11 protein-coding genes and 1 pseudogene are annotated in these 12,616 nt (G+C 69.8%); 6 read left to right on the forward strand and 6 right to left on the reverse strand.

Annotated elements, in window-relative coordinates; all coding sequences use genetic code 11:
- Nucleotides 1–522 (reverse strand): cupin domain-containing protein, encoded by a 522-nt coding sequence (locus KYX17_RS13885; protein ID WP_243227573.1) that lies wholly within the window; start codon nt 520–522, stop codon nt 1–3.
- 144 nt (nt 523–666) lie between these two features.
- Nucleotides 667–2,196 (reverse strand): FAD-dependent oxidoreductase, encoded by a 1,530-nt coding sequence (locus KYX17_RS32315; RefSeq protein ID WP_243227574.1) that lies wholly within the window; start codon nt 2,194–2,196, stop codon nt 667–669.
- A gap of 28 nt (nt 2,197–2,224) precedes the next feature.
- Here KYX17_RS32315 and KYX17_RS13895 point away from each other — a divergent pair, with 28 nt between their 5' ends.
- A complete protein-coding gene (locus KYX17_RS13895; RefSeq protein ID WP_243227575.1) occupies nt 2,225–2,815 on the forward strand; it encodes a helix-turn-helix domain-containing protein in 591 nt (196 codons plus the stop codon).
- Between the two features lie 13 nt (nt 2,816–2,828).
- On the opposite strand, the gene KYX17_RS13900 is transcribed toward KYX17_RS13895, so the two are convergent.
- From KYX17_RS13900 to KYX17_RS13910, 3 genes and pseudogenes are all read right to left on the reverse strand, one after another.
- Nucleotides 2,829–3,653: a formate/nitrite transporter family protein gene (locus tag KYX17_RS13900; protein WP_243227576.1), complete on the reverse strand. Its 825-nt coding sequence runs from the start codon at nt 3,651–3,653 to the stop codon at nt 2,829–2,831.
- Nucleotides 3,654–3,752: 99 nt separating this feature from the next.
- Nucleotides 3,753–4,994 carry an FAD-binding protein gene (locus KYX17_RS13905; RefSeq protein WP_243227577.1) on the reverse strand — a complete coding sequence of 414 codons (1,242 nt, stop codon included), beginning with the start codon at nt 4,992–4,994 and terminating at the stop codon, nt 3,753–3,755.
- Nucleotides 4,994–6,264 (reverse strand): annotated as a pseudogene (locus KYX17_RS13910) (MFS transporter). The gene KYX17_RS13905 and the pseudogene KYX17_RS13910 overlap by 1 nt, the downstream one beginning before the upstream one ends.
- 20 nt (nt 6,265–6,284) lie before the next feature.
- Here KYX17_RS13910 and prfB point away from each other — a divergent pair.
- The 5 genes from prfB to KYX17_RS13935 all read left to right on the forward strand — a co-directional run bounded on the left by prfB (nt 6,285) and on the right by KYX17_RS13935 (nt 11,980).
- Nucleotides 6,285–7,394: a peptide chain release factor 2 gene (prfB, locus tag KYX17_RS13915; protein ID WP_234075202.1), complete on the forward strand. Its 1,110-nt coding sequence runs from the start codon at nt 6,285–6,287 to the stop codon at nt 7,392–7,394.
- A 60-nt stretch (nt 7,395–7,454) separates the two neighbouring features.
- Entirely contained in the window at nt 7,455–8,474 is a 1,020-nt protein-coding gene (ftsE, locus tag KYX17_RS13920; protein WP_243227578.1) for a cell division ATP-binding protein FtsE, read from the forward strand.
- Nucleotides 8,471–9,385, forward strand: a complete 915-nt coding sequence (ftsX, locus tag KYX17_RS13925) for a permease-like cell division protein FtsX (protein ID WP_243227579.1) — start codon at nt 8,471–8,473, stop codon at nt 9,383–9,385. Before ftsE ends, ftsX begins: the two co-directional genes overlap by 4 nt.
- A 69-nt stretch (nt 9,386–9,454) precedes the next feature.
- Entirely contained in the window at nt 9,455–9,931 is a 477-nt protein-coding gene (gene smpB, locus KYX17_RS13930) for an SsrA-binding protein SmpB (RefSeq protein WP_243227580.1), read from the forward strand.
- A gap of 45 nt (nt 9,932–9,976) precedes the next feature.
- Nucleotides 9,977–11,980, forward strand: a complete 2,004-nt coding sequence (locus tag KYX17_RS13935; RefSeq protein ID WP_243227581.1) for a HAMP domain-containing sensor histidine kinase — start codon at nt 9,977–9,979, stop codon at nt 11,978–11,980.
- On the opposite strand, the gene KYX17_RS13940 is transcribed toward KYX17_RS13935, so the two are convergent.
- Nucleotides 11,967–12,614, reverse strand: a complete 648-nt coding sequence (locus KYX17_RS13940; protein ID WP_243227582.1) for an SIMPL domain-containing protein — start codon at nt 12,612–12,614, stop codon at nt 11,967–11,969. The two genes, KYX17_RS13935 and KYX17_RS13940, sit on opposite strands and share 14 nt — an antisense overlap.
- Nucleotides 12,615–12,616 lie beyond the last annotated feature (2 nt).

The following is a 12,616-nucleotide window of genomic DNA, read 5'->3' on the forward strand; positions in this document are numbered from 1 at the left end:
TCAGCCGGCGTCGGGGGAGGTGAGTGCGGCGATGGTGCCGGGCTCAAGCCAGGTCGGGTGCTTCTCATCCGGGATGACGGGTGCGGCGAAACTCACGCGATCCGGGGCCCACCCCGGTGTGACGACGCTGCCGATCAGCGCATAGCCCTGCGGATCGACGAGCCGGAGTGCCTTCGTGGTGCCGGCAGGGCACACCACCATCGGCTGCTCACCCGCATCCACATCCGTGCCGAGCACGTGCCGTTCGACGGTTCCCGCGTCGGTGGCGAGCAGGTACTCGACCGGGCCGCCCTCGATGAGCACGTGGATGTCGTCGGATGCGAGCCTGTGCCAGTAGTTGACGGGACGCTCGGCGTCGAGCAGGTAGTAGATCGAGTTGTGCGCGGCCAGCGTGTCCTCACCCTCGGTGACCGGCAGCTCGGAACGCGAGCGCGGCGCCCACCAGCCGGACTCCACGGGCAGCGGTTCGAGGCGCAGGGTGCGTCGCCAGTACTCGGCGCGGGAGGAGGGCTCGGGCGTCATCCTCCGAGGATCGCACTTCCCCTCCCGCGAGACTGCATTTCGAGCACGAGATCACTGTGTTCACCCGTGATCTCGTGACGAAATTGCAGTCTCGCGGGGAAGGGGGAGGGGAAGGGGAGGGCCCCCGAGCGGGCACGCCCGGGCTCACCGCCGGCGGAGGAGGAGCACGGCGTCGTCGATCGTGGACTCGGTGCCGTCGGGGGCGGTCACGGCGCGCGGGCGGGTCTCGGCGACGACGGTCTCCCACGCGGACGGATCCAGCGCGAGGGCGGCCAGCTCTTCGTGGATGTCGGGAAAGTCGGCGTGCTGAGCGTCGGCGTGCGACCACGGCGGCATCGAGGCGTGCGACACCACGAGCAGGTGCCCGCCCACGGCGACGCGGGATGCGGCGGCACGCAGGATGTCGAGGCGGTTCAGCGTCACGGGGGAGTGCAGGAACGATGCCGTCGCGAGATCGAAGGAGCCCTCCGGCATCCCGTCGGGAAGCTCCGCCTGCACGAAACGCGCGCGCCCCGCGAGGTCGGCGCTCGCCGCCGCCGTGGTGGCCCGAGCGATCGCCGTGGCGCTGATGTCCACGCCCGTGACCTCCCAGCCCTGCTCTGCGAGCCACAGGGCGTCGCCTCCCTCGCCGCAGCCGAGATCGAGCGCCGTGCCAGACGCCAAGGACGCAGCCACGTCGGCCACCGTGCGGTTCACGCGTCCCGACCACATCCGCTCGCCTCCGGCGTACCGGCCTTCCCAGTAGGCGGCCGGCGCGGCCATGCGGTCGAGATCCTCCTCGACGAGCGCGGCATTCACGCCCGCCCCAACGAAGGATGCGGTCCCCATCGACAGGGGGACGTTGGCGCTCGGGTCGACGACGTTGCCGGCTGCCCAGACGCGCGGGTGGCTCGTGCGTCCAAGCCGGTCGACCTGGATCATCGCACCCATGGGGCCTTCGGTGCGCACGAGGTCGAGCCCGTCGAGGAACCCGTCGTGCGGCACAGGGCGCCCCGCGGTGAAGATCGCCGACACGGCGACCTCGCGCCCGTCGGCGGTGCGCACCGCGTCGATCCGATCGCCGTCTCCGCGCACCTCGATCACCGGCGAACTCACCAGTCGGACTCCGCGGGCGAGGAGGCGGTGGCGAGGCGCGGGATCGAGCTCGCCGAGGCCCGCGGTGAAGACCACCACGTCGTCGCTCCACTTCGTCAGCAGCTGCGCTTGGTGCGCACCGAGCGGCGACGTCGTCAGCACGCCGATGGTCTGCCCGCGCACCTCCCAGCCGTGGCAGTAGGGGCAGTGGAGCACCGTCCGCCCCCACCGCTCGGCGAGACCGGGGATGTCGGGAAGCTCGTCGCTCAGTCCTGTCGCGACGACGAGTGCGCGAGCGTGCACGACGGAACCATCGTCGAGGGTCACCGTGACGCTCTCGTCGTCCGCCTCGACACGCGAGACGGATCCATCGACGAAGCGGCCGCCGTACGCCTCCACCTCGGCACGACCGCGGGAGCGCAGCTCTCCCGGCGCCAGCCCTTCGTGGCCGAGCACGCCGTGCATGTGCTCGGCGAAGCGGTTGCGGCCCGCCCCCGCGTCGACGATCGTGACGGCGCGGCGGGCGCGCACGAGCATGAGGGCTGCGGAGAGACCGGCTGGGCCGGCGCCGACGACGAGGACGTCCGTGGAGTTCTGCACGAGCCCATCACACGGCTACTCTGCAACTATGGCAAGCGATCTTGCGGAAACAGCAAACCCTTCCATCCGCGCGGAGCTCGAAGACCTCGGGATGCGGCTGCGTACCGTGCGACGCGCGAAGGGATGGACGCTCGATGACCTCGCCGCGCGCGCGGGCCTCTCCTCGAGCACCCTGTCGCGGCTGGAGTCGGGCAAGCGTCAGGCGAGCCTCGAGCTGCTGCTGCCGCTGGTGCGCGAGCTCGGCATTCGCATCGACGACCTCCTGCAGCCGCGCGACCAGGATCCCCGGGTGCGGCGTACCCTCATCCATCGGGAGGGGCACCTCGTGCTGCCGCTCGCGCCGGAAGGATCACCGACGAACGCGTTCAAGATCACCTACCTCCCGGGTCCGGAACCCGAGCAGCGGGTGCACGACGGCTTCGCCTGGTTCTACGTGCTCTCCGGGCGGCTGCGACTGCGGCTCGGAGAGCAGGACCTGGTGCTCGTGCGCGGGGAAGCGGCCGAGTTCGATACGCGCACGCCCCACGCGATGTCGGCCGCGGGCGGCAAGCCCGTGCAGCTCATCAGCATCTTCCACGGCGACGGCGACCGCATCCACACCCACTCCGAGCCCGTGTGACCCGGCCGCGCGCTCAGTGCTCGGTGAGCGCGGGCTCCGGAGCGACGGCGGCCTCGGTGAGCCGGGGGGATCCGCCGACGAACCAGTACACAAGACCTACGAGCACGGCGCCGCCGAAGAGGTTGCCGAGTCCGACCCACAGCAGATTCGTGCCGAAGTGCCCCCAGGTGGCATCCGGAACGCCGGTGGCAAGGCCGATCGTGTACGTGGTCATGTTCGCGACGACGTGCTCGAAGCCGGACGTGATGAAGGCGAGGATCGCGCAGAAGATGACGGCGAGCTTCGCTCCGTCGGAGCTGAGTCGCGCGCACATCCAGATCGCGAGGCAGACGAGCAGATTGCACAGTGCGCCACGGACGAAGAGCTCGACCGGCCCCTCGTGCGCCTTCGCGGCGAGCATGTCGGCGAGCATCGTGCCCGCCGCCGCGTTGCTGTGCAGCACCCCCGACGTCGCGACCAGCACGCCGAACACGATCGAGCCCGCGAGGTTGGCGCCGAACGTGGCGAACAGCGCTCCGACCGCCGGACCCGGCTTTATGGCACGCAGGTAGGTGCCCTGCGCGAGCGTCATCATCGACGACGTCACGAGCTCCCCGCCCGCGAACACGACGAGCGTCAGTGCCACACCGAACACGAGCCCGCTGACGAACTTGCCCCATCCGCTTCCGGCGGCGGTCAGCGGCCCCGCCGCGCTGACCATCAGCACCACGCCGACGCCGATGTACGCGCCCGCCATCATTCCCGACGCGAGAAAGCGTCCGGGATGCCGCAGGCCGTGCACCTTGTGCTGCGCGGCCGGTGCCTGCACGTCGATGAGCGCGCGTTCGATAGTCAGCATGTCCGATCGGGCGCGAGTGGTGGGCGCGTCCGCCTCCTGCGTCGATCGTCCTCCGGATGCGGGGGCGTGCCGCGCTCGGTCAGCCGTGCATAAACGGGATCAGAGTCCCAGTGCGGCCAGAAACGCGTTCCGGAAGGTTCCGGTCGGATCCAGCCTCTCGCGCAGCGTGACCGCGTCGTCGAAGCGCGGGTAGCGCGCGCGGATGTCGGCGGCCGTCATCGTGAACACCTTGCCCCAGTGCGGCCGGGCGGCGTACGGGCCCAGAGCGTCTTCGATGTGCGGGAGCACGGCGCGCACCCCCTCCTCATCCCGACGCCAGGTGAAGTGCAGCCCGACCGATTCGCGAGCGTAGGCGCCGCTCAGCCATAGGTCGTCGGCCGCGATGGTGCGCACTTCGTTCACGAGCAGCAGCGGGGCGAACCGCGGCGACAGCTCGCGCAGGGCCCGAATGGCCGCGGGGGCGTCCCGGCGGTCGACGAAGTACTCGCTCTGCAGCTCGTCGCCCTGCGACGGGGTGAAGCCGAGGCGGAAGTGGGGCAGGCGCTCGAGCCACGGGCCCGCGACCCCTCCCTGCACGGTGCAGTTCTCGGCGGAGACACCCGGCAGCGGATGACGGGGCTCGGATGCGGGCAGGGAGCCGAGCACGTTCGCGGGTGCCGGAGCCTCGTCCACGCGTGCCTTGAGCCAGAGCTGGTCCGCGACATCGGGGTCCGTCCAGGTGCTGAACAGGCTCACGCTGTGACCGAGCGAGGTCACCGCCGAGAGGTCCTCCAGGGCAGCGTCCCAGGGCACGCGCTCGTAGACGGTCTGCGCGATGTCGTAGGTCGGCTCGATGTCGAGTTCGACCTCCAGCACCACGCCGAGCGCTCCCAGTGACACCACGACACCGACGAAGTCCGGCTCCCCGCGGCGGAACCACCGGATCGTGCCGTCGGCCATCAGCAGCTCGACGCCCGCGACCGAGCCCGCGAGCGACCGGTTGCGGTCGCCGGACCCGTGCGTTCCCGTCGCGATGGCGCCGGCGATCGAGATGTGCGGCAGCGACGCGAGGTTTGCGAGCGCCCAGCCCTCGGCCTGCAGACGCTCGGCGACGTCGCCGTAGCGCAGACCGCCGGAGACCCGCGCGATGCGGGCAGCCGGATCGATCTCGACCGTTGCCGGCAGCGCCGCGGTAGACAGCAGGATGCCGGGGGTGTCGGCGATCGCCGAGAACGAGTGACGGGTGCCGAGTGCGCGCACCGCATCCGCATCCTGCACGACGCGCGCGGCCTCTTCGCGGGTGGTCGGCGACACGAGCTCGCCGGTGTACGTCAGGTTGCCCGCCCAGTTCTGCAGCGCCATCAGCTCTCCTCGCGTCGTCGCGGAACGAAGCGCGGCACCCACCTGATGAAGGCCGCCGCGCCCAGCAATCCCACCACGCCCATCGCGCCGGTCGCCACCGACAGCGACGCGACAGCCGTGAGGGCGGTGAGCAGAAGCGGAGCGAGGGCGCCGCCGGCATCGGTCAGGGTGCGCCACGAGCCGAGGAACGCCGCGGGCTCGCTCTTCGGCGCGACGTCCGCGCCGAGGGTGAGCAGAATGCCGCTGGAGAGACCGTTTCCGACGCCGAGCACCGCGGCGAACATGGCGAACCACATGTTCGCCGAGCTGAGATCGTGCGTGAGCGACAGGGCCAGGAAGCCGGTGCCCATGAGAATCATGGCCGGAAGGGCAGCCCACAACCTGCCGAAGCGATCCATGACCTGTCCGCTCGCGTAGAACAGCGCGAAGTCGATCGCCCCCGAGACCCCGACGACGAGGGCGATGGTGGGGGCGTCGAGGCCCAGGGAGAGACCCCACAGCGGCAGCACGACCTGGCGCGCCGATCGGACGGCCGACAGGGATGCCGCGGCGACTCCGAGACGCGAGAGCACCCGCCGGTGCTGCCACATCGTGCGGAACACGCCCGCGCGCTCGTCGACCGGGATCGATCCCGTGACCGGTTCTCCGCTGTCGTCCTCGGATGCGGATGTCCGGTCGGGCGCCTCGGGGGTCTTCTCGGGGCGGGCCCGAGAAGCACCAGCAGCACGGTCGCCACGAGGCAGACGATGAAGAACCAGACCGCCGACAACTCGTCGCCGACCGCGACCAAGAGGCCCGCCGCGATGAAGGGACCGACGAACGTGCCGAAGCGGAACGAGCCGCCGAGCAGCGAGAGGGAGCGTGCCCGGAACGCGAGCGGAACGCGCGTCGTCATGAACGAATGTCGGGCGAGACCGAACGCCGCCGCGCAGAACCCGATCACGAACACCGCGACGGCCAGGACGGCCGCATTGGGAGAGAGCAGCATGGTCACGGAACCGGCGATCGCGAGCACGCCGCCGATCGCCATCGTGAGGCGCTCGCCGAGCCGCGCCACCGACCAGCCCGCCGGGATGTTGCCGCAGAGCTGACCCACGACGAGGAAGGAGGCGATGAACGCGGCCTGCGCCACATCCGCTCCGCGCTCTGCCGCGAGGATCGGGATGAGGGGGATCACAGCCCCCTCGCCGAGGGCGAAGAGGATCGTGGGGCCGTAGATCATCGGCGCGAACCGCCAGAGCACAGAGCTGACGCGGTCGGACACGTGCATCCACGATACTCTGGAGTGCCATGCTCGAATTCGATCCGTCTGCCGACATCCAGGCCCTCCGCTCCACCTTCAGCGACATCAAAGCCGTCGTCGACGTCGACGCCCTCCGGGCAGAGATCGATCGGCTCTCCGAAGAGGCCGGCGCCCCCGACCTCTGGGACGACGTCGAGAAGGCGCAGAAGGTCACCAGCGCCCTCAGCCACCGCCAGGCCGAGCTCAAGCGCGTCACCGAGGTCGAGCAGCGTCTCGACGATCTCGATGTGCTCGTCGAGCTCGCCAACGAGATGGACGACGAGGACTCCGCCGAAGAGGCTCGGCGCGAGATCGCCGAGCTCGAGGACGTCGTCGGCCAGCTCGAGGTGCAGACCCTCCTCGACGGCGAGTACGACTCGCGGTCGGCCGTCGTCACGATCCGCTCCGGTGCCGGCGGCGACGACGCCACCGACTTCGCCGAGATGCTCATGCGCATGTACCTGCGCTGGGCCGAGCGTCACAAGTACCCCGTGAAGGTCATGGACACCTCCTACGCCGAGGGTGCGGGCATCAAGTCCGCGACCTTCGAGGTCGACGCCCCGTACGCCTACGGCACCCTCTCGGTCGAGGCCGGCACCCACCGCCTCGCCCGCATCAGCCCGTTCGGCTCGGCCGACAAGCGGCAGACGAGCTTCGCCGCCGTCGAGGTCATCCCGGTCATGGAGGAGGCGCAGGAGGTCGAGGTTCCCGAGAACGACATCCGCGTGGACGTCTTCCGCTCCTCGGGCCCCGGCGGTCAGTCGGTCAACACGACCGACTCCGCGGTGCGCATCACGCACATCCCCACCGGCATCGTGGTCTCGATGCAGAACGAGAAGTCCCAGATCCAGAACCGCGCCGCCGCCATGCGCGTGCTGCAGACGCGCCTCATGCTGCTGCAGCGCGAAGAGGAGGCCGCGAAGAAGAAGGAGCTCGCCGGCACCATCACCGCGAGCTGGGGCGACCAGATGCGCTCCTATTTCCTCTACGGGCAGCAGCTCGTGAAGGACCTGCGGACCGGACACGAGGTGGGCAACCCCGCCACGGTGTTCGACGGCGACCTCGACGGCTTCATCGCGGCCGGCATCCGCTGGCGCAAGCGCAAAGACGAGGACTGATCCGGCGCGCCGGGTGTCGCGCCCGGCATCCATAGCGAGCGCGCTTAGGCTGTCACAGCCATGATCCGGTTCGAGAACGTCACCAAGCGGTATCGCGGCACCTCCCGACCTGCGCTGCAGAGCGTGGACTTCGAGGTGCAACGCGGAGAGTTCGTCTTTCTTGTGGGGGCGTCCGGCTCCGGCAAGTCGTCCTGTCTACGCCTCATCCTGCGCGAGGACTCGCCCAGCGAGGGGCGTGTGGTCGTGCTCGGTCGAGACCTGCGTTCGGTGCCCAACCGCAAGGTGCCGTACTTCCGCCGTCAGATCGGTGCCGTCTTCCAGGACTTCCGGCTCCTGCCGACCAAGACGGTGTTCCAGAATGTCGCGTTCACACTGCAGGTGATCGGGTCGTCCCGCGGATTCATCCAGCAGGCCGTCCCCGAGGCGCTCGCGCTCGTCGGTCTCGACGGCAAGGAGAAGCGACTGCCGCACGAGCTGTCCGGTGGCGAGCAGCAGCGCGTCGCGATCGCCCGCGCACTGGTCAACCGTCCGCAGATCCTCCTGGCCGACGAGCCCACCGGAAACCTGGACCCGGCCACATCCGTCGACATCATGCAGCTGCTCGCGCGCATCAATGCCGGCGGCACCACGGTCGTCATGGCGACGCACGAGGCGGGATTTGTCGACCAGATGCAGCGCCGCGTCATCGAGCTGCGCGGCGGCGAGATCGTGCGCGATGAGCGACACGGCGGCTACGGCGACACGTCCGCCATCCCGCGTCTTGCGCCGGAGGTCGAGAAGGGCGCGGCGGCCGTCGCCGCTCTCACGGCCGTCCTCGACGTGCATCGCGAGATCGCCGAGACCGGTCAGATCGCTCCCTTGACGCTGGATGCGGCTGTCGCAGCCACCGAGCAGGCAGCCCGCACCGAACCGGCGCACGCGGCGGCGGTGGCCGAGGCGAAGGCCGCGGAAGCACTGGCGGCACGTCTGGCCGAGGAGGAGCGCGCGAAGCGCGCCGGCGCCGACCTGCCCGCAGAACTGGGACTCGCCGACCGCCTGGGCCTCGGCGCGTCCGACGACGAGGTGGGACCCACACGATGAGATTCGGACTGATCATGGGGGAGGCCCTCAGCGGCCTCCGCCGGAACGCATCGATGGTGATCTCCGTCGTGCTCGTGACCTTCGTGTCGCTCACCTTCGTGGGCGCAGCCGTTCTCATGCAGATGCAGATCGGCAAGATGAAGGACTTCTGGGTGGATCGCGCCCAAGTCGCGGTCTACATGTGTGCCAGCGTGTCGACCGCGAGCACCTGCTCGGACGGCGTCGCCACCCAGGACGAGATCGATCAGGTGAAGGCGGAGCTCGAAGGTCCCGCGCTGTCGCCGCTCATCAAGAAGTACACGTTCGAGACGAACGACGAGGTCTACGACAAGGCCATCCAGCAGTTGGGCGACGACTACAAGAACATCGTCACGCCTGACCAGCTGCCCGCGACGTTCTCCATCCAGCTCAACGATCAGAGCCAATCGGATGTGATCGCGGAGGCGTTCGGCGGAAGGAAGGGTGTCGAGGAGGTCAAGGACCAGATGCAGTACCTCGAGCCGCTGTTCTCCGCCCTCACGATCGCGACGTACATCGCGGTCGGGATCGCCGGTCTCATGCTCGTCGCCGCCGTGCTGCTGATCGCGACCACCATCCGGCTGTCCGCGTTCGCCCGGCGGAAGGAACTCGGGATCATGCGTCTCGTGGGCGCTTCGAACCGATTCATCCAAACACCCTTCATCCTGGAGGGCGTGTTCGCCGCGCTGATCGGTTCGGCGTTGGCGAGCGTCGGAGTCTGGGCGACCGTCGAGTTCGGCATCAACGGGTATCTGCGTGAGCGCATCGGCTTCGTCACGACGTGGGTGGGCTACTCCGACCTCGCGCTGGTGATTCCGGTCATCGTGGTCATCGGTGTCCTGCTCGCCGCGCTGTCGGCGGGATTCGCGATACGTCGGTGGTTGCGCGCCTGATACGAAGGGCGCTGGGCTTGCTAGACTGACGGGCTGCCGCGCGCCGTGCGGTCGCACGAAGGAGAGAGCATGCCCAGGGAACGCGGAGAGAAGGTCGTCGCGACCAACCGCCGCGCGCGCCACGACTACACCGTCGAGAAGACGTACGAGGCCGGCCTCGTGCTGACCGGAACCGAGGTGAAGTCGCTGCGCCAGGGGCGGGCCAACCTGACCGACGGCTACGCCTACATCCAGGGCGGCGAGGCGTTCCTCGACGCCGTGCACATCCCCGAGTACTCGCAGGGGCACTGGACCAATCATGCGGCCAAGCGCACGCGCAAGCTCCTGCTGCACAAGGACGAGATCGTGAAACTGTCGCACGCCGTCTCCGCCGGCGGCTACACGCTCGTGCCCCTGCGTCTGTACTTCTCCGACGGGCGCGCGAAGATCGAACTCGGCGTCGCCAAGGGCAAGCGAGAGTATGACAAGCGTCAGACCCTGCGAGAACGACAGGACACCCGCGAGGCCGAGCGCGCGATGCGCCTGCGCAACCGCGTCGGGGAGTGATCGCACCATGGGTCCGCGCCGTACGCAGGTAGGCGGCGTCGCTCGATGACCCGTCCGAACCTCCTCTTCCAGATCACGACGCTGCCTCCCTGGCGCCGCAGCACCGTGGTGGCAGCGCTTCTGCTGCTGGGGTTCGTGCTCGCATCAGCGTTCGCCCTCGTGCAGGCGGGGGAGCAGCCGACCTCCTGGTGGTGGCCGGCCGCCGGCGCCGGTGCCGCCGCAGCGCTGAGCGCCGCACCGCGCTACGTGCCCCTGGTCATCCTCGTCGCGTCGCTGCTGACGGCGACCGCATCCGCTCTCGCGGGGCGTCCGCCCCTCGTGGTCACGGCGAGCTTGGTGGGAACCGCCGCCGAGATCGCCGTCATGGTGGCGGGGCTTACGCCGAAGGGTGCGCCGCCGCGGTTGTCGACCACGCGGGATGTGGGTCGGTTCGTGCTGACCTCCCTCGCTGCCGCGGCCGCGCTGGCACTGATCGTCGCGGGCGCGGCGGCAGCGGCCGGCGGCGACTTCATCGCACGGTTCGTCGGCACCGGTGCCTCCCACCTCTCTGCCCTGCTGCTCATCGTGCCGCTCGTGCTCATCGACCGTTCGAGTCAGCGCGTGGCGCCGTGGTGGCACTCCGTCACTCTCACCGCGGCCATCGCGCTTCTGGTCGCCGTCGCCTTCGGTCCTTTCGCCTCGGCACCGCTGTCATTCCTGCCGGTGCCGCTGCTGGCATGGGCGGCGTTCTCGCAGACGATGTTCGTAGCCATGGGGCAGGTGCTGGTGGCGGTGTCGCTGGCGAGCGGCCTAACGCTCGCCGGATTCGGGCCGTTCGCCAACACGGAGGGACTGCTGCCGACCAGCACGCTGCTGCAGGTCTACGCCGTGGCCATCGCGATCACGTGTCTGGTGATCGCGACGCAGCGCGCGGAACGGCGGGAGCTGGACGACAGGCAGGACGCCCTGTTGCGTCTGCTGCGCGATGCGTTCGCGCGCTCGCGCACCGGCTTCCTCGTCGCGCAGGTGCGGGAGTCGCGCAGGCTCCGCGTGCTGGAGGCGAACGATGTGGCGGCGGAGCTGTTCAACGGGCAGCTGGCGCATGCCGACGGCGCCTGGCGGGTGCTCGACGACACCCCGCTTCGTCGCATCCTGAGCGAAACCGGCGACGAGGAACGCTCGCACGAGAGTGACGAGCTCGGTGAGGATGCGGTGCCTGCGCGCTTCTGGGTCGATCCGATCACCCGTCCCGAGCTGGGCCGCATCCTGCTCGTGACGATCGAGGATCTCCGTCCCGTGCGCGCGGTGGAACGGGCCATGACGACGCAGCTGGACCGCGAGCGGCACGTCAGTGAGGCGCTCAGAGAGCTCAACCACAAGCAGGACGCCTTCGTCGCCAGCGTCTCCCACGAGCTGCGCACACCCATCACGGCGATCGTGGGGTACGCGGAGGAGCTCGAAGACAGCGTCACGGATCCGGATCAGAAGGCGTACGTCGAGGTCATCAGTCGCAACGCCGATCGGCTGGCGACCCTGGTGTCCAACTCGCTGCGGGCCGCGACCATCACCCAGCCGTCGGTGGGCGTGCACGGCACGCGCATCGTGGATCTGGCGCGGATCGTCACGGACTCCCTCGATGACCTGCGTTACCGGCTCGACGAGCGCTGCCTTCGGGTGGAGAGCGATGTTCAGGGGCCGGTGCCCGTGCGGGCCAACGAGGCCGAGCTCGGACAGATCGTCACGAACCTGCTCACCAACGCGATCAAGTTCTCGCCCGAGCAGGGGGTGATCCGCGTGACGGCGGGTCCGATCGGTCATGCCGCGCTCGTGGAGATCGAAGACCACGGCCCCGGTATCAGCGAACAGGACAGGGCGCGCGTCTTCGAGCGGTTCTACCGCAGTGCGCAGGCGGTGAGCGACGGGGTGCCCGGCTCGGGCATCGGTCTGTCGGTCGCCCAGGCGCTGGCGGGGGCCATGGGCGGCGCGATCCTCCTGTCGGAGGGGGAAGCGGGTGGAACCCTGGCCACCTTGCGGCTGCCGCTGTCGGAAGAGCCTCTCAGCGAGCGCTGAAGCGCGCCTCGACCCCCACCGCGACGACGACCGCGTCCGGACGGACGACCACGGCAGCGTCGGCAGCGGCGGACTTCATCATCATCGCTCCGGCGGGTCCGACCTCGGACGACAGGAGACCCGCATCCGCGACCTCGACGGCCGTGACATGGTGCAGGCCGAGCGACGCCGCGTAGGAACGAGCGCGACTGACCGCATCCTGCACGGCTGCGCGGGCGACCCGGTCGCGTGCATCCAGCGCCGTGGCTTCTCGCAGTCGCCAGTCGATGCCGTCCAACTGGACGGCGGGGTCGGCCGTGACAGCGTCGATCCACGCGGACAACGCATCCGCATCGTCGAACACGGCTCGGAGTTCGAGCGAGGCGTGGTGTACGGGGTCCAAGCGGGCGCCGTCGGGTCCCCACGGGCGATCGGTGAAGATCTGAGCGCGGGAGCTGGTCCACGACACGAGCCCGTCGGAGGCCGCACGCCTTTCGAGGTCGTCGCGCACGCGCTGGCCGGATGCCGCGAGTCGGGCCATCGCCTCGTCGCGGTCGGGATGCTCGACGCGCACGCCGATCCGCGCGACGCCCTCCTCGGCGGAGATGCGCTCCTCGTGGGAGCCGCGGACCGTGATCGTGACGTCCTCGCTCATGC

It is taken from the genome of Microbacterium sp. CIAB417, assembly GCF_022788845.1.